21 protein-coding genes and 1 pseudogene are annotated in these 22,741 nt (G+C 69.5%); 12 read left to right on the plus strand and 10 right to left on the minus strand.

What is annotated here, in order from left to right:
* Positions 1-84: 84 nt before the first annotated feature.
* From ABT025_RS17145 to ABT025_RS17155, 3 genes are all read right to left on the minus strand, one after another.
* Positions 85-1,317, minus strand: a complete 1,233-nt coding sequence (locus ABT025_RS17145; protein ID WP_350994719.1) for an FG-GAP repeat domain-containing protein — start codon at positions 1,315-1,317, stop codon at positions 85-87.
* Positions 1,318-1,528: 211 nt separating this feature from the next.
* Positions 1,529-3,796: a (Fe-S)-binding protein gene (locus tag ABT025_RS17150; RefSeq protein ID WP_350994721.1), complete on the minus strand. Its 2,268-nt coding sequence runs from the start codon at positions 3,794-3,796 to the stop codon at positions 1,529-1,531.
* 92 nt (positions 3,797-3,888) lie between these two features.
* Complete coding sequence (locus ABT025_RS17155) at positions 3,889-4,587, minus strand: sugar transferase (protein WP_350994723.1); 699 nt, start codon at positions 4,585-4,587, stop codon at positions 3,889-3,891.
* Positions 4,588-4,929: 342 nt separating this feature from the next.
* Here ABT025_RS17155 and dnaK point away from each other — a divergent pair, with 342 nt between their 5' ends.
* The 4 genes from dnaK (at position 4,930) to ABT025_RS17175 (ending at position 9,150) form a co-directional block, all read left to right on the plus strand.
* The gene (dnaK, locus tag ABT025_RS17160) at positions 4,930-6,780 is read left to right on the plus strand and encodes a molecular chaperone DnaK (RefSeq protein ID WP_350994725.1); all 1,851 of its coding nucleotides are present in this window, start codon (positions 4,930-4,932) and stop codon (positions 6,778-6,780) included.
* Positions 6,777-7,427, plus strand: coding sequence for a nucleotide exchange factor GrpE (gene grpE / locus ABT025_RS17165; protein WP_350994727.1), 651 nt, complete (start codon positions 6,777-6,779; stop codon positions 7,425-7,427). Before dnaK ends, grpE begins: the two co-directional genes overlap by 4 nt.
* Positions 7,428-7,508: 81 nt before the next feature.
* A complete protein-coding gene (gene dnaJ / locus ABT025_RS17170; RefSeq protein ID WP_350994729.1) occupies positions 7,509-8,702 on the plus strand; it encodes a molecular chaperone DnaJ in 1,194 nt (397 codons plus the stop codon).
* 1 nt (position 8,703) lies between these two features.
* Entirely contained in the window at positions 8,704-9,150 is a 447-nt protein-coding gene (locus tag ABT025_RS17175; protein ID WP_093899393.1) for a heat shock protein transcriptional repressor HspR, read from the plus strand.
* Positions 9,151-9,180: 30 nt separating this feature from the next.
* Here ABT025_RS17175 and ABT025_RS17180 read toward each other — a convergent pair whose 3' ends face one another.
* The 3 genes from ABT025_RS17180 to ABT025_RS17190 all read right to left on the minus strand — a co-directional run bounded on the left by ABT025_RS17180 (position 9,181) and on the right by ABT025_RS17190 (position 12,386).
* A complete protein-coding gene (locus ABT025_RS17180) occupies positions 9,181-10,191 on the minus strand; it encodes a helix-turn-helix transcriptional regulator (protein WP_350994731.1) in 1,011 nt (336 codons plus the stop codon).
* Positions 10,188-11,168 carry a LuxR C-terminal-related transcriptional regulator gene (locus ABT025_RS17185; protein WP_350994733.1) on the minus strand — a complete coding sequence of 327 codons (981 nt, stop codon included), beginning with the start codon at positions 11,166-11,168 and terminating at the stop codon, positions 10,188-10,190. The genes ABT025_RS17180 and ABT025_RS17185 overlap by 4 nt, the downstream gene beginning before the upstream one ends.
* A 192-nt stretch (positions 11,169-11,360) precedes the next feature.
* Positions 11,361-12,386 (minus strand): helix-turn-helix transcriptional regulator, encoded by a 1,026-nt coding sequence (locus ABT025_RS17190; RefSeq protein WP_350994735.1) that lies wholly within the window; start codon positions 12,384-12,386, stop codon positions 11,361-11,363.
* 101 nt (positions 12,387-12,487) lie between these two features.
* Here ABT025_RS17190 and ABT025_RS17195 point away from each other — a divergent pair, with 101 nt between their 5' ends.
* The 3 genes from ABT025_RS17195 to ABT025_RS17205 all read left to right on the plus strand — a co-directional run bounded on the left by ABT025_RS17195 (position 12,488) and on the right by ABT025_RS17205 (position 14,123).
* Complete coding sequence (locus ABT025_RS17195) at positions 12,488-12,727, plus strand: hypothetical protein (RefSeq protein ID WP_350994737.1); 240 nt, start codon at positions 12,488-12,490, stop codon at positions 12,725-12,727.
* Between the two features lies 1 nt (position 12,728).
* Entirely contained in the window at positions 12,729-13,049 is a 321-nt protein-coding gene (locus ABT025_RS17200) for a (2Fe-2S)-binding protein (RefSeq protein ID WP_350994739.1), read from the plus strand.
* A 195-nt stretch (positions 13,050-13,244) separates the two neighbouring features.
* Positions 13,245-14,123: a hypothetical protein gene (locus tag ABT025_RS17205; RefSeq protein WP_350994741.1), complete on the plus strand. Its 879-nt coding sequence runs from the start codon at positions 13,245-13,247 to the stop codon at positions 14,121-14,123.
* 30 nt (positions 14,124-14,153) lie between these two features.
* Here the strand turns inward: ABT025_RS17205 and ABT025_RS17210 are convergent, their stop codons facing one another.
* Positions 14,154-14,558: a pyridoxamine 5'-phosphate oxidase family protein gene (locus ABT025_RS17210; RefSeq protein ID WP_350994743.1), complete on the minus strand. Its 405-nt coding sequence runs from the start codon at positions 14,556-14,558 to the stop codon at positions 14,154-14,156.
* Between the two features lie 185 nt (positions 14,559-14,743).
* Between ABT025_RS17210 and clpB the strand changes: the two genes are divergently transcribed.
* Positions 14,744-17,338 carry an ATP-dependent chaperone ClpB gene (gene clpB / locus ABT025_RS17215; RefSeq protein WP_350994745.1) on the plus strand — a complete coding sequence of 865 codons (2,595 nt, stop codon included), beginning with the start codon at positions 14,744-14,746 and terminating at the stop codon, positions 17,336-17,338.
* Positions 17,339-17,499: 161 nt separating this feature from the next.
* Entirely contained in the window at positions 17,500-18,060 is a 561-nt protein-coding gene (locus tag ABT025_RS17220; protein WP_350994747.1) for a YbjN domain-containing protein, read from the plus strand.
* Between the two features lie 70 nt (positions 18,061-18,130).
* Here the strand turns inward: ABT025_RS17220 and ABT025_RS17225 are convergent.
* Positions 18,131-18,565, minus strand: a pseudogene (locus ABT025_RS17225) (aminotransferase class I/II-fold pyridoxal phosphate-dependent enzyme); the annotation flags it as partial.
* Between the two features lie 149 nt (positions 18,566-18,714).
* On the opposite strand from ABT025_RS17225, the gene ABT025_RS17230 reads away from it, so the two are divergent.
* Together ABT025_RS17230 and ABT025_RS17235 are read left to right on the plus strand one after the other, a co-directional pair.
* On the plus strand, positions 18,715-19,200 hold the full coding sequence (locus ABT025_RS17230) for a prevent-host-death family protein (protein WP_350994749.1): 486 nt from the start codon (positions 18,715-18,717) through the stop codon (positions 19,198-19,200).
* Positions 19,197-19,547, plus strand: a complete 351-nt coding sequence (locus tag ABT025_RS17235; protein ID WP_350994751.1) for a hypothetical protein — start codon at positions 19,197-19,199, stop codon at positions 19,545-19,547. Before ABT025_RS17230 ends, ABT025_RS17235 begins: the two co-directional genes overlap by 4 nt.
* 67 nt (positions 19,548-19,614) lie before the next feature.
* Here ABT025_RS17235 and ABT025_RS17240 read toward each other — a convergent pair whose 3' ends face one another.
* Both ABT025_RS17240 and ABT025_RS17245 read right to left on the minus strand, forming a co-directional pair.
* The gene (locus ABT025_RS17240) at positions 19,615-20,004 is read right to left on the minus strand and encodes a hypothetical protein (RefSeq protein ID WP_350994753.1); all 390 of its coding nucleotides are present in this window, start codon (positions 20,002-20,004) and stop codon (positions 19,615-19,617) included.
* A 217-nt stretch (positions 20,005-20,221) separates the two neighbouring features.
* On the minus strand, positions 20,222-21,406 hold the full coding sequence (locus tag ABT025_RS17245; protein ID WP_350994754.1) for a pyridoxal phosphate-dependent aminotransferase: 1,185 nt from the start codon (positions 21,404-21,406) through the stop codon (positions 20,222-20,224).
* Positions 21,407-22,142: 736 nt separating this feature from the next.
* Between ABT025_RS17245 and ABT025_RS17250 the strand changes: the two genes are divergently transcribed.
* Complete coding sequence (locus ABT025_RS17250; protein ID WP_350994756.1) at positions 22,143-22,667, plus strand: DUF2617 family protein; 525 nt, start codon at positions 22,143-22,145, stop codon at positions 22,665-22,667.
* Positions 22,668-22,741 lie beyond the last annotated feature (74 nt).

The following is a 22,741-nucleotide window of genomic DNA, read 5'->3' on the forward strand; positions in this document are numbered from 1 at the left end:
GGGTCGGGTGGGCGGGGCGGGGGAACTGGGCCGCCTTTGCCGCCTAGCTGTGACATCCCTTAAGGGAACCCTGGGGGGCTGTCCTCAGCCCGCCGTGAACAGGGCGCTGGTGAACGTGACCAGCGGGCGGTCCGGTGTGGCCGCCGGGTACAGCGCGATCAGGTCCGCCGTCACGCCCCGGTGCGTCCGGACCACCGTGTCCGGCTTCCTGTCGCCGTCGAAGTCCGCGTACCGCTGGAGGAGGGTCGTTTCCGCACCCGCGGCGGGGCTGCCCGGGGCCTTGCGCAGGGGCGCCGCCGGGAGGCCTGCGGCCGGGGCCCCGAAGCGGTAGGCGCCGCCCGGGCGGCCCGGTCCGTCGGGGCTGCCGAGCAGCAGCGTGCCCTTGCAGGCGGTGCCGGGTTCGTGGGGGAGGGCGGTGTACACCAGGTCGTCGTAGCCGTCGGCGTTCGTGTCCGTCCGGGGCTCGGGGGCGGACAGGGCGGGACCGGCTCCCGGAACGGTGGCGCCGGCCGTGTGCGGGCGGCCGTCGCGGGTGAAGGGGCCGCGCAGGAAACTGAACCGGCCCGAGCTCGCCGTCACGGCCAGGTCCTCCTCCCCGTCGCCGTCGAAGTCGCCGCAGACGGGGTGGTCGGGCCAGGCGTTGCCGAAGCGGGCCCGGTCCGGGATCCGCAGGGTGACCGCCTTGCCGGTGAGGCCCGCGGGGGAGCCGAACAGGATCTGCAGCGGTACGGGCGGGCGGCCGATTCCGTTGTACGGGGGGTCGGTGGCCACGATCAGATCGGTGAAGCCGTCCCGGTCCAGGTCGCACGACTCCTCGGCGTCGAACGCCGAGGGGAGGGTGTCGCCGACCTTGGCGGCGTTCGTGTGCGCGCTGAGCAGCTGGCGCACCGACGGGTCGAGGCCGCGGGTGGCGGAGCCGTACACGATGCCGATCCCGGCGTCGTCGCCGTGGCTGTCGGCCGCCGGTTCGACCAGGTCGTCGAGGACGAGGTCGCGGTGGCCGTCGCCGTTGAAGTCGTCGGGGGTGTGGCTGCCGGTGCCGTGCGGGACGGCGTGGCGTTCGGCACCGGCCAGGCCGGAGAGGGCGACGGGCGGGGTGTCGCCGTTCTTGGCGGCCGAGGAGGCGGGGGCGCCCGTGCAGGCCGTCAGAAGGAGTACGCAGGCGCAGCCGACCGCCGCGGTGATGGTCGCCGTGGTGGTCGCGGCGGTGGTGGTCGCGGCGGTGGTGGTCGCCGTGCCGGCCCTTCCGCCGGTTCGGGCTGCCGTTGCCGTTGCCGCTGCCGCTGCCGTTGCCGGCTTCGCCCTTGCCGTTGTCATCGTCCTCGGCCTGCGTATCCGCACGGATACCTCCGATACCTGTCCCCGCGGGAATACCTCGTACGTCTCGTCGCGTGCCGGCCGTCCGACGGCGCGCATGCGCCGCACAGCCGCCCCACATGATGCGTCACCCGGGCGGCAAAGCAGAAGCGGCCGGTCCTGCCCCCGAGGCAGGTCCGGCCGCTTGTGCAACGCGGTGGCGCGGTTCCGGTTACTTCACCGGTTCCGGCTCCGGCGCGTCCGCCGGTTCCGGCTCGCCCGCGGGGTCGGCCGGGGTCTTCACGGAGTCGAGCAGCAGCTGCGACACGTCGACCACCTGGATCGACTCCTTCGCCTTGCCGTCGTTCTTCTTGCCGTTGACCGAGTCGGTCAGCATGACGAGGCAGAACGGGCAGGCGGTGGAGACGATGTCCGGGTTGAGGGAGAGGGCCTCGTCGACGCGCTCGTTGTTGATGCGCTTGCCGATCCGCTCCTCCATCCACATCCGGGCACCACCGGCGCCGCAGCAGAAGCCGCGCTCCTTGTGGCGGTGCATCTCCTCGTTCCGCAGACCCGGGACCTTCGCGATGATCTCGCGCGGGGGCGTGTAGATCTTGTTGTGACGGCCCAGGTAGCAGGGGTCGTGGTACGTGATCAGACCCTCGACCGGCGTCACCGGGACGAGCTTGCCCTCGTCCACCAGGTGCTGGAGCAGCTGAGTGTGGTGGATGACCTCGTACTCGCCGCCGAGCTGCGGGTACTCGTTCGCGATGGTGTTGAAGCAGTGCGGGCAGGTCGCGACGATCTTCTTCGACGACTTGGCCTTCTTGGTCGAGTCGTCCTCGTCGTCCTCGCCGAACGCCATGTTCAGCATCGCGACGTTCTCCTGGCCGAGCTGCTGGAACAGCGGCTCGTTGCCGAGGCGGCGGGCCGAGTCACCCGTGCACTTCTCGTCGCCGCCCATGATCGCGAACTTGACGCCCGCGATGTGGAGGAGCTCCGCGAAGGCCTTCGTGGTCTTCTTCGCCCGGTCCTCCAGGGCGCCGGCGCAGCCGACCCAGTAGAGGTAGTCGATCTCCGAGAGGTCCTCGACGTCCTTGCCGACGATCGGGACCTCGAAGTCGACCTCCTTGGTCCACTCGACGCGCTGCTTCTTGGCCAGCCCCCAGGGGTTGCCCTTCTTCTCCAGGTTCTTGAGCATCGTGCCCGCCTCGGACGGGAACGCGGACTCGATCATCACCTGGTAGCGGCGCATGTCGACGATGTGGTCGACGTGCTCGATGTCGACCGGGCACTGCTCCACGCACGCACCGCAGGTGGTGCAGGACCAGAGCACGTCCGGGTCGATGACGCCGTTCTCCTCGACCGTGCCGATCAGCGGGCGCTCGGCCTCCGCGAGGGCGGCGGCGGGAACGTCCTTGAGCTGCTCGGCGGTCGCCTTCTCGTTGCCCTCCATGTCCTTGCCGCCGCCGGCCAGCAGATAAGGGGCCTTGGCGTGCGCGTGGTCGCGCAGGGACATGATCAGGAGCTTCGGGGAGAGCGGCTTGCCGGTGTTCCAGGCGGGGCACTGCGACTGGCAGCGGCCGCACTCGGTGCACGTGGAGAAGTCGAGGATGCCCTTCCAGGAGAACTGCTCGACCTGCGAGACGCCGAAGACGGCGTCCTCCGCCGGGTCCTCCCAGTCGATCTCCTGGCCGCCCGAGGTCATCGGCTGGAGCGCGCCCAGTGCGACCGCGCCGTCGGCGTTCCGCTTGAACCAGATGTTCGGGAAGCCGAGGAAGCGGTGCCAGGCGACACCCATGTTCGTGTTGAGCGCGACCGTGATCATCCAGGTGAAGGACGTGACGATCTTGAGCGCCGCGACGGCGTAGGTGATGTTCTGGAGTGTGCCGAGGCTCAGCCCGTCCAGGGCGGAGACCAGCGGGTACGAGGCGAAGAATCCGGGTTCCCAGCTGGTCACGTGGTGCTGTGCACCCTCGAGGCCGCGCAGCGTCATGATGCAGAGGCCGACGATGAGGATGACGGCCTCGACGAAGTACGCCTGGCCGGTCTTCGATCCCGTGAAGCGGGACTTGCGGCCCGCGTTGCCCGGCCTGCTCAGCTGCCGGATCACGATCAGGGTCACGATGCCGAGGACCGTCATCAGGCCGAGGAACTCGACGAAGATCTCGTACGGCAGCCAGTCACCGATGATCGGGATCAGCCAGTCGGCCTGGAAGAGCTGGCCGAAGGCGTTGACGATCGTGAGCAGCAGCGAGAAGAAGCCCACGGCCACGAACCAGTGCGCGAAGCCGACGATGCCCCAGCGGTTCATACGGGTGTGGCCGAGGAACTCCTTGGCCAGCGTGATGGTGCGCTGCTTGGGGTCACCTGTGCGGGTGCCCGCGGGTACGGGCTGACCGAGGCGCACGTAACGGTAGATCTGCGCGATGGCGCGGCCGAAAAGCGCCACGGCCACCACCGTGATGACCAGCGACACGATGATCGCGGCGAGTTGCATTTGGGGGCTCCTCGGGCCTGCGAGGGTGGGATCCAGCGATGAACACTGCTTACTAAGCGGTAACTTAATCAGTCTGTGCTGACACTATCCACTTATCCCGCCGTCCTGTAGCCGGGCAGGCGGTGATCTGTGTCGCTCAGGTCTGCCTTGCTGCGCCGTGCGAGACCGCGGGCCGCCTCGCGCAGGGGTGTCCCGACGGCCTCCGCGAGGATCGCCAGGTCCAGACCCAGCCGATGGTGCTCGGCGTAGTGCTGGTCGAGGAGATCCGGCTCGTCCCAGGGCATCGCCGAGCGGTGGCGGATCTGGGCCAGGCCGGTCAGGCCGGGCTTCAGCTCCAGTCGCCAGTCTCGCGTACCGGCCGGCCACGCGTGCACGCGGCCCGGCGTGAGCGGGACCGGGCCGACGAGGGAGAGCTCGCCCCGTACGACATGGGGCAGTCGGGAGATCACGTGCAGGCGCAGCCGCCGGGTGCGCAGCGACCGCAGGACGAAGGGTCTGCCGCCCGCTCCCACCCGGGCCGAGCGCGCCAGTACGCCCCCGGAGCCGCGCTGCACGGCAAGGGTCAGGGCGGCCGCGGCGAGCAGCGGGGTGGCCAGGATCAGGAGGGCCGAGCCGAGGGCCAGGTCCAGGACGCGCTTCGCGGTGGGGCGGGGCGGTGTCGCCGGAGTCAGTGCCCTCAGGGCCGCACGGGCGGCCGTGAGGCGGGAGGGTCGCGGTGGCCGCCAGGTTTGCCCGGCGGGTCTCCGCCGCTGTCGCGGCCCGTGCCTCTGCCCTCGCCTCTGCGTCTGCATGGTGCGCACCTGCCTGGGTCGGCTGACTGGAGTCGGCGGACCGTGTGCCGGGTTTGCGCGGCTCACGGCATTTTGTGACAGAACGATCCCATGAGGCCATGATGTGGAGGGGCGTGTGACCCGTGGGGATGGGCGGGTGTCGCCCGTACGCGGGCCGGATTTGCCGCTGATTGCCCGTATGTGGCGTGTGTCCACCGTCGCGCATCACGGTGTTCTGCCTGGTGGCGTGGGCTGTGTGCACGATAGTTGAGTCGACTCGACTCAGGTCTGTTGACACTGAGGCGGGTGTCATGCATCCTTGAGTCAGATCCACTCAAGTAGTCAGTTGTTGGAGGAATTGAAATGGCACGTGCGGTCGGCATCGACCTGGGCACGACTAACTCCGTCGTCAGCGTTCTCGAAGGCGGCGAGCCCACCGTCATCACCAACGCCGAAGGCGCCAGGACCACGCCGTCCGTCGTCGCCTTCGCGAAGAACGGCGAGGTTCTGGTCGGCGAGGTCGCCAAGCGCCAGGCAGTGACGAACGTCGACAGGACGATCCGTTCGGTCAAGCGCCACATGGGCACTGACTGGAAGATCGAGATCGACGGCAAGGGCTTCAACCCGCAGCAGATGAGCGCCTTCATCCTGCAGAAGCTCAAGCGTGACGCCGAGGCGTACCTGGGCGAGAAGGTGGCCGACGCGGTCATCACCGTCCCGGCGTACTTCAACGACTCCGAGCGTCAGGCGACGAAGGAGGCCGGCGAGATCGCGGGCCTGAACGTCCTGCGTATCGTCAACGAGCCGACGGCCGCCGCGCTGGCGTACGGGCTCGACAAGGACGACCAGACGATCCTCGTCTTCGACCTCGGTGGCGGCACCTTCGACGTGTCCCTCCTGGAGATCGGCGACGGCGTCGTCGAGGTGAAGGCCACCAACGGCGACAACCACCTCGGTGGTGACGACTGGGACCAGCGCGTCGTCGACTACCTGGTGAAGCAGTTCGCCAACGGGCACGGCGTGGACCTGTCCAAGGACAAGATGGCTCTCCAGCGTCTCCGCGAGGCCGCGGAGAAGGCGAAGATCGAGCTGTCGTCCTCGACGGAGACCTCGATCAACCTGCCGTACATCACGGCGTCGGCCGAGGGCCCGCTGCACCTGGACGAGAAGCTCACGCGCTCGCAGTTCCAGCAGCTCACCGCTGACCTCCTGGACCGCTGCAAGAACCCGTTCCAGAACGTCATCAAGGACGCGGGCATCCAGCTCTCCGAGATCGACCACGTCGTTCTCGTCGGTGGCTCGACCCGTATGCCGGCCGTCGCCGAGCTCGTCAAGGAGCTCACGGGCGGCCAGGACGCCAACAAGGGTGTGAACCCGGACGAGGTCGTCGCCATCGGCGCCTCGCTCCAGGCCGGTGTCCTCAAGGGCGAGGTCAAGGACGTCCTGCTCCTCGACGTCACCCCGCTGTCCCTCGGTATCGAGACCAAGGGAGGGATCATGACCAAGCTCATCGAGCGCAACACCACGATCCCGACCAAGCGCTCCGAGATCTTCACGACGGCCGAGGACAACCAGCCGTCCGTGCAGATCCAGGTCTACCAGGGCGAGCGCGAGATCGCGGCGTACAACAAGAAGCTCGGAATGTTCGAGCTGACCGGTCTGCCGCCGGCCCCGCGTGGTGTGCCGCAGATCGAGGTCGCGTTCGACATCGACGCCAACGGCATCATGCACGTCGCTGCCAAGGACCTCGGCACCGGCAAGGAGCAGAAGATGACCGTCACCGGTGGCTCCTCGCTGCCGAAGGACGAGGTCAACCGGATGCGCGAAGAGGCCGAGCAGTACGCGGACGAGGACCACCGTCGTCGCGAGGCCGCCGAGTCCCGCAACCAGGGCGAGCAGCTCGTCTACCAGACGGAGAAGTTCCTCAAGGACAACGAGGACAAGGTCCCCGGTGACGTGAAGACGGAGGTGGAGGCCGCGCTCACCGAGCTGAAGGAGAAGCTCAAGGGCGAGGACACCGCCGAGATCCGTACGGCCACCGAGAAGGTCGCGGCCGTCTCCCAGAAGCTGGGCCAGGCGATGTACGCCAACGCCCAGGCCGAGGGCGGCCCGCAGGCCGACGCGCCGGGCGCGGAGCAGGCCAAGGCCGATGACGATGTCGTCGACGCCGAGATCGTCGACGACGAGAAGGACTCGAAGGGCGGTGCGGCGTGACCGAGGAGACTCCGGGCTTCGAGGAGAAGCCCGACGTCCCCTCCGGCGCCACCCCTGACGACGCCGAGCCGAAGGCCGCCACCCCCTCTTCGGAGGAGGCGGCGGCCCCGGCCGGGGACGCGAACCAGACAGCCGGTCTGACCGCTCAGCTGGACCAGGTCCGCACCGCGCTCTCCGAGCGCACGGGCGACCTCCAGCGGCTCCAGGCCGAGTACCAGAACTACCGCCGCCGTGTGGAGCGGGACCGGGTCACGGTCAAGGAGATCGCAGTCGCGGGTCTCCTGTCCGAGCTCCTGCCCGTGCTCGACGACGTCGGCCGGGCCCGCGAGCACGGTGAGCTCGTGGGCGGGTTCAAGTCGGTGGCCGAATCGCTGGAGACGGTCGTCGCCAAGCTCGGACTGCAGCAGTTCGGCAAGGAGGGCGAGCCCTTCGACCCGACGATCCACGAGGCCCTGATGCACTCGTACGCGCCGGACGTCACCGAGACGACCTGCGTGGCGATCCTGCAGCCGGGTTACCGGATCGGCGAGCGCACCATCCGCCCCGCGCGGGTGGCGGTGGCCGAACCCCAGCCGGGGGCCACGCCCGCGGCCGCGAAGGAAGAGAAGACCGACGACGAGGAGAGCGGTGGCGGCGAGGAGGTCTGACATTCCGTCCGACCACCTGGCAGCACACCGCTCGCCCACCCGCCCGGCCATCTGGCCGGTCGTCCGGAAGGAGGGACGTCGATGAGTACGAAGGACTTCGTCGAGAAGGACTACTACAAGGTTCTCGGCGTCCCGAAGGACGCCACCGACGCCGAGATCAAGAAGGCGTACCGGAAGCTCGCCCGCGAGTTCCACCCGGACGCCAACAAGGGCGACGACAAGGCGGAGGAGCGCTTCAAGGAGATCTCCGAGGCGAACGACATCCTCGGTGACACCAAGAAGCGCAAGGAGTACGACGAGGCGCGCGCCCTCTTCGGCAACGGCGGCTTCCGCCCCGGACCCGGCGGAGCCCAGGGCAACTTCAACTTCGACCTGGGGGACCTCTTCGGAGGTGCCCCGGGCGGGGGCCAGAGCGGCGCCGGCGGGTTCGGCGGCGGCGGAGGCCTGGGAGACGTCTTCGGCGGCCTGTTCAACCGGGGCGGAGGCGGCGGTACCGGCACACGGGTGCAGCCGCGCCGCGGCCAGGACATCGAGTCCGAGGTGACGCTCAGCTTCACCGAGGCGGTCGACGGGGCCACGGTCCCGCTGCGGATGTCCAGCCAGGCGCCCTGCAAGGCGTGCTCCGGCACCGGCGACAAGAACGGCACCCCCAGGGTCTGCCCGACCTGCGTCGGCACCGGGCAGGTCTCGCGCGGCAGCGGCGGCGGGTTCTCGCTCACCGATCCCTGCGTGGACTGCAAGGGCCGGGGCCTCATCGCCCAGGACCCCTGTGAGGTCTGCAAGGGCAGCGGCCGGGCGAAGTCGTCCCGCACCATGCAGGTCAGGATTCCGGCGGGCGTCCTCGACGGCCAGCGGATCCGGCTGCGCGGCAAGGGCGCTCCGGGCGAGCGCGGCGGACCGGCCGGCGACCTCTATGTCGTCGTCCACGTCGACGCCCACCCGGTCTTCGGCCGCAAGGGCGACAACCTCACGGTCACCGTGCCCGTCACCTTCACGGAGGCGGCGCTCGGCGGCGAGGTGAAGGTCCCCACGCTCGGCGGACCGCCGGTCACCCTGAAGGTTCCGGCCGGCACGCCCAACGGGCGCACCATGCGGGCCAGGGGCAAGGGCGCGGTCCGCAAGGACGGCACCCGCGGCGACCTGCTGGTCACCGTCGAGGTGACGGTCCCCACGGACCTGGGCCCCGAGGCCCGGGACGCCCTGGAGGCCTACCGAAAGGCGACCGCGGACCAGGACCCGCGGGCGGAGCTGTTCCAGGCAGCGAAGGGAGCTTGAGGTGGACGGCCGACGACGTAATCCGTACGAACTCACCGATGAATCCCCGGTGTACGTGATCTCGATCGCGGCCCAGCTCTCGGGCCTGCATCCTCAGACGCTGCGCCAGTACGACCGCCTCGGCCTGGTCTCGCCCGACCGCACGGCCGGACGCGGACGGCGCTACTCGGCCCGTGACATCGAGCTGCTGCGCACCGTGCAGCAGTTGTCGCAGGACGAGGGCATCAACCTGGCCGGCATCAAGCGCATCATCGAACTGGAGAATCAGGTCGCGGCCCTCCAGCAGCGTGTCGCCGAGCTCTCGGCGGCCGTCGACGGGGCGGCGGTGGCCATGCAGCAGCGCGAGGCGCAGGTGCATGCGTCGTACCGGCGCGACCTGGTGCCGTATCAGGATGTGCAGCAGACCAGTGCCCTGGTGGTCTGGCGGCCGAAGAGGCCGAAGGACTGAACGGGGACCGTTTCCCGTGCAAGGAGCCCGTCACCCCGCAACGTCGGGGGTGGCGGGCTCCTCCGCTGTGCGCGGCGGTACGGGCTCGGCGATGCCGGAGCGGACGAGGAGGGCGCCGAGGTGGGTGCGGCTGGTGGCGTCGAGCGTCTGCATGAGTTTGGAGATGTGGGCGCGGCAGGTGCGGACGCTGATGCCGAGCCTGTGGGCTACGGCCTCGTCCTGGTTTCCCTCGATCAACAGGCGCGCGATGCTCTGCTGCACGGCGGTGACGGGGGCGCCGGGGACGGTCGTGGGGAGTTGCTGGGTGAACGGGGTGGCCAGGGCCCAGAGGGTCTCGTACATCTGGGCCAGGAAGGCGACGAGCGCGGGGTGGCGGATCTCCAGGGCGACGCTGCGGTCGGCCTCGGCGGGTACGTAGGCGACCTTGCGGTCGAAGATCATGAGAACTTCGATCGCCTGCTCCATCGTGCGGACCTGGAGGAGGCTGCTCGGCAGCTGGTTCACGTACGCCTTGAGGGCCGGGCTGTAGCGCGCCGAATGCTGGTAGATGTGCCGCACCTGAACGCCCCGCTCCACCGTGGGCAGCGTGCCCGACAGGGCCACTCGCAGATCCTCCTGGGGCCGCGTGCTACCGGGCTGGAGGGTGAGGATCTCCTCGGTCACCTCCTGCGCGGAAGCGTTGATGGACGCCTGGACCGTCGAGCGCCCCTTGAGCACGGTGATGGCGAGGTGGGGGGTGTCGTGGTCGAGGAAGGTCAGCGGCACCAGCGCCTCGGCCAGGCGGTCGGAGATCCGCACCTGGTCCAGGAGTCCCTGGGTGATGGGGTGCAGCAGGTGGGCAAGGGCCGCTGACGGCGGTACGGGGCGCAGGAGCCGGCTGTCGAGCGGGTCGGGCCGGAGGAGAGCCGTGCCGATGAGGCAGGGCGCGGCGGCGACCGCTGACCGGGCGATGCCGCCCTCGGACAGTGCGCCGGTGTAGAGGACGACGGCCTCGTCGCAGAGGTCGCGGTCGCTGTGGGCGTGGTGGTGTGGTGCTGTCATGTTCCGCCGCGCTCCACGATGCCGGACTGGACGAGCAGTGCGCCGAGTTGGGTGCGGCTGGTGGCGTTGACGGTCTGCATGAGTTTGGAGATGTGGGCGCGGCACGTGCGGACGCTGATTCCCAGCTTGCGGGCCACGACCTGGTCGACGTGGCCGTCGACCAGGAGCCGCGCGATGCTGAGCTGGACGGCGGTGACGGAGGCGCTCGACGGGGGAGTCTGCAGGGGTTCCGTGAGGGGGGTGGCCTGGGCCCACAGGACCTCGTACACCTGGATCAGGTAGCGGACGAGTGCCGGATGGCGGATCTCCAGGGCCACGTCACGTTTGGCGTTGGCGGGGATGAAGGCCACGGTGCGGTCGAAGACGAACAGCCGCTCGACCGTCTGCTCGATGGTGCGGACCTGGATGTGGCCGGGGGGAACCTCGTCCAGATACGTCTTGATCGCGGGGCTGTAGCGGGCCGGGTGCTGGTAGATGTGGCGCAGGGTGGCGCCGCGCTCGACCGTGGACAGGGCACGTTCCAGCGCCTTCTTGAGCTGGTCCACCGGGCTGCTGCTGTCCGGCTGCAGGGTCAGGATCTCCTCCTGCGCACTGTCCAGGGCGTTCTGAATGGTCCCCTCGATGAGCGGGATGCCTTCGAGGACGGTGATGGCGAGGTTGGGGTCGGCGCTGGCGACGGAGGCCAGCGGAGCCAGCGAGTCCGCGAGTGCGGCGGAGAGCCTGATGCGCTCGTGGATCTCACGTATGACGGGCTGCAGCAGGTGGGCGAGGGCCGCGGACGGGGGCACCGGACGTATCCAGGCGTCGTCCTGGGGGTCGGGGTGCACCAGCGCCAACTCGGTGAGGCAGGGCGCGGGTTCGAGGGCGGACCGGGGTATCCGCCCGGCGCTCAGCGCCTCTGTGTAGATCCTGACCGCGGCGTCGCACAGCTCGCGGTCTCCGTGTGCGTGTGTCGGTGTGTCCCCATCCTTGCCCATTCGTGACCCCCCACTTTTGGCAGTGCAGCAAGATGACGGTGGTGGAAGCGTAGTCCTCGGGTCAGTGTGGGCGTGTCGGGGGAGCCGGGAACTCTCCCGGCTGGAAAAGGGCGTGGCCATGCCTCTCCCCCGTTGCGTGGCTGCGCCTGCCCGGCCCGGGGGGTGGGGATCTTTCTCCGGGGGCCGGCCCGGTCAGGAATCCTGGTCGAGGATTCCTGACTGGGCGATCAGATAGCCGAGTTGGGCGCGGCTGGTGCTGCCCAGTACGGCAGACAGCTTGGCCACGTGCGCCCGGCAGGTGCGGACGTTCATGCCGAGGCGGCGGGCTATCGAATCGTCGACATGCCCCTCGACGAGGAGCTGGGCGATGGAGCGTTGGACACCGCTGATGCCTTTGGGCGCCGGATCGTACGGCAGCTCGCCCAGCAGGGGTGACGCGCGCTTCCAGAGCTGCTCGAACACTTTGATCAGGTAGTCGACCAGTCCGGGATGGCGCAGCTCCAGGGCGACCTGGTCGTCGTTGCTGGCGGGGATGAAGGCGACGGTCCGGTCGAACACGATCAGGCGCGCGATGAGTTCCTCGAGCGTGCGGATCTCCACCTTGCCCTCGGCCATCTTGCCCTCGGCCATGCGTTCCGCGTAGGCGAGTGTGCCCTGGCTGTGCCGGACGGTGTGCTGGTACAGGGTGCGCATGCTGACCCCGCGGTGGACCACCAGCAGGCCTCGCTCCAGGCCCTCTCGCAGGCGGTCCTCGCCGCGGTCCCCTCCGGGCTGCACGGTGAGGACCTCGGTGCGGCATTCGGCCGTGGCCAGGTCCAGGGCCGCGTTGATCCGGTGCTTGCCCTCCAGCACGGTGATGGCGTGGGTGATCGGCGGATCCTGTGCGCTGATGTCCATGAACGGTTCGAAGGACTCGGCCAGTTCGAGGGACAGCCGCCGGCGTTCCTGGATCTCGCGCTCTATGGGGTGCAGGCGCTGGGCGAGCGCGGCGGAAGGCGGCAGCGGGCGCAGCCAGTCGGGGTCGTCGGGATCCGGGTGCAGCAGGGCGAAGTCCATCAAACAGGGTGCGGGAGCTACTTCGGCTCGCGGTATGCGTCCCGAACGCAGCGCGCTGGCGTAGAGATGTGCTCCGTCGGCGCAGAGTTCGGTGATCCCGTGATGATGTGTCTCTTTTATGTTATCTGTGCCCATATCTACACCCCCCAGGTTCCTGAACATGCAGGAACATGATGCATCGACTCGGTGGTGTTCGTGTGCCCAGGTGAGACATCGTCTTAGGTGCGGGGGAGAAGAATCCACAAGTGAGGACGAAGCCGACCATGTATAAGCGAATGCTTCGCTCGGCGCTTGCCGTCTCATTCATCGCAGTCCTGGGCCTCGCCGTTCTGGGCAGCAGCGGTGAGATCAGTTGGAGTGCCGAGGCGGCTGCCGGGCCCGGTGAGATCAGCTGGAGCATCGAGGCTGCGAGCTCGCCCGGCGAGATCAGCTGGTTCGCGCCGGCGTCGACCGGGCCCGGCGAGATCAGTTGGTCGCCCGGCCATGACCGCGTGGGTGCCTGACATGACCACCCCGCCGGACGACCGGACCTTCCGGCGAGAGATGGCAACCGCCTACCGCTCAGGGTGGCATTTCATCGACCTCGTCACGGCACTTCCCCACCGTGGTGATTCGTTGATGGTCACTCTGTTCGGTGACCCGGTCGTTGTCGCCCGTGAGGACGACGGGGAACTCCGCGCCTACCGTTGCCTCCGCAAGCCGCGCGGAGCGCCGCAGCCCGTGCGCTGCGCCATTCGGTACGACATGATTTTTGTGAACCTCGCGCAGCGTGACCACCAGCTGTTCGAAACCGAAGCCATTTCCGCCACCCCCCGCAGTGCCTGAGCGATCCCCCGTCGTTCCACGTCGCTCAGACACTCCCCCACACAACGGCGCCACCGTGACCTGAACACGGTGGCGCCGTTGTGCTTCTCCCGGAGACATTCCGGTCGGAGCAATGCAGAAGGTGTCAAAATGCACCGGCTGTGTGGGTGGGGACACGGTCCTCCATGCTCCGCCCTTCCATCCCAAGGGTCATTCATGAGCGGACACGAGGTCGAAAAACTGCCGGGCCGGTGCGGGGATGACGGCGATGCCGCATACCTCGACAGGACGTTGCTCCACCGCGAGGTGGAGGTCTCCTTCGACGACACGGTGAACGGGAAGGTCTTCCTGGCGGTATGGCTGCGGGCCGCCGCCGTGGCGTTCGCCGTGCTTCTCCTCTTCGGCTTCGTCGGGCTCGTCGCTCTGGCCGGTGATCCGGACAGCGGCCTCGGGATCATGGGGGTCGGTGCGCAGATCGCCGTGATCGCCTTCGTCGCCGTCTTCCTGACGTCGAGGATCACCGAACCGGTCGGTGAGTGGCGGGTCCTGGCTGCCGGCCAGGGCGAGCGCGCCGAATCGGCGTACACCGAGATCGCCAGGGTCGTGCAGGAGCGCGGGCTGCCGGTCGTGCCGGTGTTCCGCCGCATCCGCACCGGGGGTGAGCACCCCCTCGTGACCCACCGGATGGTGCTCAGGGACGGGAGTTACGTCGCGTACCTCTCGGTGTTCGCCTACGGCACCGGCCTCTATCTGGGCTGGGTGATGTGGCGCGAACGGCGCGGCACCGAACTCGTCGGGCAGTTCGTCTCGGACCTCGTCCGGGGCTTCGGCGGTGCCGACATGGAGAAGGCCGCGATGCGGGCCGAGCTGCCGCGCGCCATGCGGGAAGCCCTGCACGCCGCCGCGCGGGAAGGGCTGTACGCCGCCGTCGACGGGCGCGCGGCCGCCCCCGAACCGGCATTCCCGCACGGCCTCCCGCCGATCGAGGAGGAGAACGAGGTCGCCGCACCCCTCCCGGCCCAGGCGCAGGCGCCCGCGCCGATGGCGCCGCCGCCCGTGCCGCGCCGCCGGCCCTGGTCGGCGGGCGGCAGCTGACGGGGTGCGGTGCGCCCGGGGCGGCTGCGGTCAGCCCCGGCCGAGCGCCCGGTTCAGGCTGATCTCGATGACGACCCGGTCCGGGTTGGGCGACGGCGTGCGCTCGTAGCGCTCCGTGTGGCGGCGTACCGCCTCGTCGACCCTGTCCTGCTCCGTACGCACCCTGGCGACGCCCTCCAGCGTCGCCCAGCGGCGTCGGTGCACCTGGCAGGCCGCGACCCGGGCGCCGTCCGGGCCCGCGGCCAGGATGTGGGCGACCTTGCGGCTGTTCCTGTTGGTGATGATGCGGGCGAGGCCGGCCTCGGGGTCGTACGTCACGCACACGGGCACCACGTGCGGGGTGCCGTCGGGGCGGGGTGTGGTGAGGGTGCAGATGTGGGACTCGCGCCAGAACGCGAGGTACTCCGGGCCGGGGTTGCGTACGTCGACTGCCATGGGGCCAGCGTAGGCAGTGGGTGCGGCGCGGTGGCGGGCGGCCGGAGCGGCCGGTTCACTCGGAGCGGGGCCGGGGGCCCGGAAGTGGTCCGTTTTTGCCTTGAGTGGAATAGACTCAACTTTGTGCACGTTGATCGTGTCAGTAGTGAGGACGGACCAGTCACCGCAAGGAGGAGAGAGCGCACGTGGACGCCGAGCTGACCAACAGGAGCCGGGACGCCATCAACGCGGCCACCAGCAGGGCCGTGAAGGACGGGCACCCCGATCTGACCCCGGGGCATCTGCTGCTCGCGCTGCTCGCGGGCGAGGACAACGAGAACATCATCGATCTGCTGGCTGCCGTCGAGGCGGACCAGATCGCGGTACGCACCGAGACCGAGCGGCTCCTGGGCGCGCAGCCCAGCGTCACCGGCTCGACCGTCGCGCCGCCCCAGCCCAACCGTGAGCTGCTCGCCGTCATCGACGACGCCGCCCGGCGGGCCAAGGAGCTCGGCGACGACTACATCTCCACCGAGCACCTGCTCATCGGTATCGCGGCCAAGGGCGGCCGTGCCGGTGAGATCCTCGACGGGCAGGGTGCCAGTGCGAAGAAGCTGCTGGACGTGTTCGAGAAGAGCAGGGGAGGGCGCCGGGTGACCACACCCGACCCGGAGGGCCAGTACAAGGCCCTGGAGAAATTCGGCACGGACTTCACCGCCGCCGCCCGCGACGGCAAGCTCGACCCGGTCATCGGGCGCGACCAGGAGATCCGCCGCGTCGTCCAGGTGCTCTCGCGACGCACCAAGAACAACCCCGTGCTCATCGGCGAGCCCGGCGTCGGCAAGACAGCCGTCGTCGAAGGGCTCGCCCAGCGCATCGTCAAGGGCGACGTCCCCGAGTCCCTGAAGAACAAGCGGCTCGTCTCGCTGGACCTGGGCGCCATGGTCGCGGGCGCGAAGTACCGCGGCGAGTTCGAGGAACGCCTGAAGACCGTCCTCTCCGAGATCAAGGAGAGCAACGGCCAGATCATCACGTTCATCGACGAGCTCCACACCGTCGTCGGCGCGGGCGCCGGAGGCGACTCGGCCATGGACGCGGGCAACATGCTCAAGCCCATGCTGGCCCGGGGCGAGCTGAGGATGGTCGGCGCCACCACGCTCGACGAGTACCGCGAGCGGATCGAGAAGGACCCGGCGCTGGAGCGCCGCTTCCAGCAGGTGCTGGTGGCGGAGCCGTCCGTGGAGGACACCATCGCGATCCTGCGCGGGCTCAAGGGCCGCTACGAGGCCCACCACAAGGTGCAGATCGCGGACGCCTCCCTGGTCGCCGCCGCCACGCTCTCCGACCGCTACATCACCTCCCGCTTCCTTCCCGACAAGGCCATCGACCTCGTCGACGAAGCGGCCTCCCGGCTGCGCATGGAGATCGACTCCTCGCCCGTCGAGATCGACGAACTCCAGCGCGCCGTCGACCGGTTGCACATGGAGGAGCTGGCCCTCAAGAACGAGACGGACCAGGCGTCCAAGCAGCGGCTGGAGAAGCTGCGCCGCGACCTCGCCGACAAGGAGGAGGAGCTGCGCGGTCTCAACGCCCGCTGGGAGAAGGAGAAGCAGGGCCTCAACCGCGTCGGTGAGCTGAAGGAACGCCTCGACGAACTGCACGGCCAGGCCGAACGCGCCCAGCGCGACGGCGACTTCGACACCGCGTCCAAGCTGCTGTACGGGGAGATCCCGGGTGTGGAGCGGGAGCTGGCCGAGGCAGCGGAGGCCGAGCAGGAGGCCGCGAAGGAGCCCAAGGAGACCCTGGTCAAGGACGAGGTCGGACCGGACGACATCGCCGATGTCGTCGGTGCCTGGACCGGCATCCCGGCCGGCCGGCTGCTGGAGGGCGAGACCCAGAAACTGCTGCGCATGGAGCAGGAGCTGGGCCGGCGCCTCATCGGCCAGACCGAGGCCGTGCAGGCCGTCTCGGACGCGGTACGCCGCACCCGGGCCGGTATCGCCGACCCCGACCGGCCCACCGGATCGTTCCTCTTCCTCGGCCCCACCGGTGTCGGCAAGACCGAGCTGGCGAAGGCCCTCGCGGACTTCCTCTTCGACGACGAGCGGGCCATGGTCCGCATCGACATGAGCGAGTACGGCGAGAAGCACAGCGTGGCCCGGCTGGTCGGCGCTCCGCCCGGGTACGTCGGCTACGAGGAGGGCGGCCAGCTCACGGAGGCGGTCCGCCGCCGCCCGTACAGCGTCGTCCTGCTGGACGAGGTGGAGAAGGCGCACCCCGAGGTCTTCGACATCCTGCTCCAGGTCCTCGACGACGGCCGGCTCACCGACGGACAGGGCCGGACGGTGGACTTCCGCAACACCATCCTGATCCTGACGTCCAACCTCGGCAGCCAGTACCTGGTCGACCCCCTGACCAAGCCCGAGGAGAAGAAGAAGCAGGTCCTGGACGTCGTGCGGGCCTCGTTCAAGCCGGAGTTCCTCAACCGGCTCGACGACCTGGTCGTCTTCTCCGCCCTGTCCGGCGACGAGCTCGCCCACATCGCGGGGCTGCAGATCGACCGGCTCGCCAAGCGGCTCGCCGACCGGCAGCTCACCCTCGACGTCACCCCGGCCGCCCTGGCCTGGCTGGCCGAGGAGGGCAACGACCCGGCCTACGGTGCCCGGCCGCTGCGCCGCCTCATCCAGACGGCGATCGGTGACCGGCTCGCGAAGAAGATCATCGCGGGCGAGATCACGGACGGCGCCACGGTCCGCGTCGACCGTGAGGGCGACGGCCTGAGTGTCGGGGCGTCGGCCTGAGCGTCGGCCCGGTGACCTGACCGGAGCACATGTGGCGTAACCGGCGGCCCCGGTCCCCACCGGCTGGATATCAGCTTGTGGCGGATCGGGGCCGTCCGGGCTTGCCACGCCCCGCCCGGCATGGGAGAGGATGGCAGCCAACCGCACGAAGGGAAATTACGGTGAGCATCGATCCGTCCTCGATTCCTAACTTCGGGGGCCAGCCCGAACCGCAGGCGGCAGGACCGGAGGGCCCCGTCGTCCCTGACCAGGACCTCGTCAAGCAGCTCCTGGAGCAGATGGAGCTGAAGTACGTCGTCGACGACGAGGGCGACCTCGCGGCGCCGTGGGAAGAATTCCGCACGTACTTCATGTTCCGTGGCGAGGGCGAGCAGCAGGTCTTCTCGGTCCGTACGTTCTACGACCGCCCGCACGACGCGGACCAGCGCCCGGTCCTCCTCGACGCGATCGACGACTGGAACCGCCGCACCCTGTGGCCCAAGGTCTACACGCACACCCACGAGCCCGAGGAGGGCTCCGAGGAAACCGGCACCTCGGTCCGGCTGATCGGTGAGGCGCAGATGCTCATCGGCACCGGCGTCGCGCTGGAGCACTTCGTCTCCTCGACGGTCAGCTGGGTGCGCGCCTCCATCGAGTTCGACAAGTGGCTGCTGGAGCGCCTCGGCCTGGCCCCGGCCGAGGAGAAGGCGGACGACGCGGAGCAGGACGCTCCCGAGGCCTGAGCCTCATCTGCCCCACGAGAGCCCGGCGCGGGGAACGGTCCGACCGGACCGTTCCCCGCGCCGGGCTCCGTCACAGGCCCTTCAGCCGGGAGACGGCCTCCTCCAGCACCTCCGTGCGCTTGCAGAACGCGAAGCGAACAAAGGGTGCGCCCTGCTCCCGGTGGTCGTAGAAGACCGCGTTGGGCACGGCCACGACCCCGCACCGCTCCGGCAGCGAGCGGCAGAACGCGAAGCCGTCGCCGCTGCTGTCGAGCGGGCGGATGTCGGTGGTGACGAAGTACGTGCCCGCCGGGCGGTAGACCTCGAAGCCGGCCTCCGTGAGTCCGGTGCTCAGCAGGTCCCGCTTGGCCCGCAGATCCGCGCGCAGCGTGTCGAAGTAGCTGTCGGGCAGGTTCAGCGCCTCGGCGACGGCGTACTGGAACGGCCCTGCGGAGACGTAGGTCAGGAACTGCTTGGCCGAGCGGACGGCCGTCACCAGCTCGGGGCTCGCGGTGATCCAGGCGACACCTCGTTCACGCACTCATTCGCATGCGACCCGCCCGGCCCGACGCCGACGTCGGCGCTGGAGGAGGCAGATCGTCGCAGGAAGGGTCCTTCATTGCCGTCCCACCTTCCGCCCTCGCAATCAGAGTGCAATCAGAGTACGGTCTGAGTATGAGCCTTGCGCACCTGGCACCCGAATCGGAATCCGTCTCGTTCACCGATCTGTCCCGGAACCCGAAGGCCGTCGCTGCCAGGGCCGCCGCCCTGGGATGTCTGCGTGTCACGCACCGGGACGCTCCTGACATGGTGCTGACCACGGCCACACACGCAGAGCGCAGTGAGGAGAACCTGACTACCGCGTCCCGACTGTTCCTTGCTCTGATGAAGCAGGACGGTGGTGTCAGGTCGCTTCTGCTCGCGCTGCCTGAGGTGTTCCCGTGGGTACGTCACCTGGACGACGAAGAAGTCCGGGAATTCACCGTCGAGCTCCTGGACGCGCTGTCCGACGCCGCCGAGCTGGGCGCCAGGGAGGCTGTGCACCGAGCGATCGTCTCGTGGCGGGCAACCGCCCGCATCAACGCCGACCCTGACCAGCTCAGGGAAGCAGTCCGTCCGCTTGGGGGCGTCGACCTCGGCCCGGTCGAGGTGCACGAATGAGCCCGAAGAAAGGCGATCGGGTCAGTGTTCCCCCGCTGAGCGGCTGGAACGTCATTCACGGGACCACGGAGGCCGCGACCGGTTGGGAGGAGCTGTGCCGGGTGGCGTTGCCGAACGCGCATCGCTGTCTGGAAGCCCTTCGCACGGACCCGCTGTCGCGCGCCAACTGGAACCGCCAGCACCAGCTCCGCGGCAGGCATGCCACCAGGGAGTGGAAGGGCTCCGAGCTGGAGCAGTGGGAGTACGAGATCACCAGCGGCGGCCGGGTTCGCTATCCGGCCAGCCCGGAGACCTCCACCGTGATCCTGGTGTACGCCTCCCCGCGGCACCCCAAGGACACCGAATAGCGTCAAGCGCTTCGTGCTTTCCCGGCCTCGACAACCTCGTCCTGCCCGGCGATGGTGGGTTGGTGAGTCAGCGGAGCCAGGGGGTGAGCACCTGCACGAGTACGGCATATGCGGGGTCGGTGGGGAGCCAGAGAAGTTTGTGCTGGGCCCCGTCATGCATGCGCACGGTGAGTCGGTCGGCGGTGATGCCGCGACGTAGATGGGCGGAGGCAATGCCGGCCAGAGGGATCACTTTGTTGGTCCGGTGCTCCGCCCGGATCCGCGCGGTGGCAGCCGCGGTGACGTCAGTCTCCGGCAACGGCACGACCACCGTTGGCCCCTTCGCGTTCGCCAGGGTGGCAGTGAACCCGAGCCGCCGGCGGACCAACGAGGACGGGAGCAGCCACAGCTCCCCGTGAATCCAGTCGCCCCACCCGGTCGTGCAGCTGCGCGTCAGCAGTCGGGCTCGTTCATCCATCGCGCCACCGTAGGGCTTGCGTCATCTACGAGCTACAGCGTGATGTTCCTCCGTGCGTCCGCCTGTGGTCCTCGTGGCGGTGCTCACGTGCTCCGTCGGTGCGGCGGCTCTCTCGCCGACGGTTGATGTTCAGTCACCGGCGACAGGTGCCGGTGCGCGGCGGCTCGGAGCAACCAGGCCATGTGGCCGGTGCCTTTGCTGGTATGCCTGTTGGTTGTTACGCGGCCAGCGTCTTGAGCCGGGAGACGGCCTCCTCCAGCACCTCCGTGCGCTTGCAGAACGCGAAGCGAACAAAGGGTGCGCCCTGCTCCCGGTGGTCGTAGAAGACCGCGTTGGGCACGGCCACGACCCCGCACCGCTCCGGCAGCGAGCGGCAGAACGCGAAGCCGTCGCCGCTGCTGTCGAGCGGGCGGATGTCGGTGGTGACGAAGTACGTGCCCGCCGGGCGGTAGACCTCGAAGCCGGCCTCCGTGAGTCCGGTGCTCAGCAGGTCCCGCTTGGCCCGCAGATCCGCGCGCAGCGTGTCGAAGTAGCTGTCGGGCAGGTTCAGCGCCTCGGCGACGGCGTACTGGAACGGCCCTGCGGAGACGTAGGTCAGGAACTGCTTGGCCGAGCGGACGGCCGTCACCAGCTCGGGGCTCGCGGTGATCCAGCCGACCTTCCAGCCCGTGAAGGAGAACGTCTTGCCGGCCGAGCTGATGGTGACCGTGCGCTCGCGCATGCCGGGGAAGGCGGCCAGCGGCAGGTGCTCGCCCTCGAAGACCAGGTGTTCGTAGACCTCGTCGGTGACGACGAGGAGATCGCGCTCGCAGGCGAGGCCGGCGATCGCGTCGAGTTCCTCACGGGTCAGGACGGTTCCCGTGGGGTTGTGCGGGGTGTTGAGCAGGAGCAGCCGGGTGCGGGGGGTGACGGCCGCGCGCAGTTCGTCGAGGTCCAGCCGGTACGTGCCCGTGGACGGTTCGGGGTGCAGCGTCACGGGGACGCGGGTGGCGCCCGCCATGGCGATGCAGGCGGCGTACGAGTCGTAGTACGGCTCCAGCGCGATGACCTCGTCGCCGGGCTCCAGGAGCGCCAGCAGGGTGGCCGCGATGGCCTCGGTGGCGCCCGCGGTGACCAGGACCTCGGTGTCGGGGTCGTACGTCAGGGCGTAGCGGCCCTGCTGGTGGGCGGCGATAGCGGTACGCAGTTCGGGGACGCCGGGCCCCGGCGGGTACTGGTTGCCGTGCCCGGCGCGCAGGGCGCGGACCGCGGCCTCGCGGACCTCCTCGGGGCCGTCGGTGTCGGGGAAGCCCTGGCCGAGGTTGATGGCGCCGGTGCGGACGGCCAGCGCGGACATCTCCGCGAAGATCGTCGTGCCGAACTCGGCGAGGCGGCGGTTGAGCAGCGGTCGTCCCTGTGTCATGACGCCATCCTGGGCGGAACCTCTGGAGTTGCTCAAGTCTGCTTTGGCCGTACGGGAGCGAGGGCATCCCCCTGGCACGCAGGAATCGGTGCGGAGCGGGGGGCCTCGCTTCGGGGGACGGAAGGACGTGAGGTCCGTGGACGTGGGCATAGCGCTGACCGTGGTCGTGGCGGTCGTGATCGCCGTTCTGGTCAGGGGGAATGTCGCGAACCACCGCAGGCGGGCGCCCAAGCGGCGCAGGCCGGGCGGCGGGGGCGGCGGCGACGCCGGCGGCAGTGCGTGGGTCGGGGGCGGCGACTCCGGCGGGCACTCCGGCGGGCACTCGTGCGGCGGAGGTTCCTCGTGCGGCGGCGGTTCCTCCTGCGGTGGCGGGGGCGGATGCGGCGGAGGCAGCTGACACGGGGCAGCTGGTCCGCGGCCGGGCGGAACGGCCGGCCGGTGTCCGGCGGGACTCAGGGGGGAAGCTCCCGATCTAAGTCCCGCCGGACATCTTTTCGTTGGGCCGTGGGGCGCGTCCCTGGTGAACACCTGAACCGGCAGGCCCCCCAGGGGATGGAAACCACGCCAAGTTGGGTAAAAACGCTGCGAGTGCGGCGTAGTTCGTGATTCCCTCGGTTGAGAGAACATCCAGCCCTCGGACCCCAGTTGGACCTGATCGGGCGCTTCCCACCTCCCACGTGCACCACGTCGGGGCGCCCCATGTCCACGTGTCCATGTGTGTTTGCGGAGCCGACCCATGCTCACGACCCTTCATACGGCCTATTCCGACACCTGTGCCGCCGATCTGGCCTGGGCGCTGGGGCGCGAGCCGCTCCCGGCGCTGGCCGTCCTCGACCTCCGGCTCGGCGGCGCGCAACTGCAGCTGCGCCTGCTCGGCGCCTCTCACCAGGTGCTTCTCGAGGAAGAGCGCGGCAGCTGTTCCGAAACCGTCGCGTGCATCCCCGGCAGCAGCACCCCACTGCCCTTGGGTGTCTCCAAGCGGCTGGGTGACTGGGAGTACGAGTTCGCGGCGCGGGTCGAGACCCTCGGCGCGGGCTCCTTCGCGGGTCGCGCGCAGGAGCTGCTGGCGCTCGTCGCCGATCATCCGCACGGACTGGCCGGGACGTTTCCGGGGAGTCCGCACGCCTTCACCGCCATGCTGGCCCAGCGGACCGAGGGTCAGGTGCGGTGGCGCACCTGGCACGCGTATCCGCAGGAGGGCCGGCTGGTGGTGACGCGGACCCGGGTGGGCGTGCGGATGCCGGCATCGGCGGCGCTGTGACCGGCGCCAACTCCGTTGGGAGTGCGCCGATTACACCCTTGTGGGTGACAAGCGGCCACGTTTCAGTGACGTAG

It is taken from the genome of Streptomyces sp. NPDC002809, assembly GCF_040295435.1.
Taxonomy (GTDB): Bacteria; Actinomycetota; Actinomycetes; order Streptomycetales; family Streptomycetaceae; genus Streptomyces.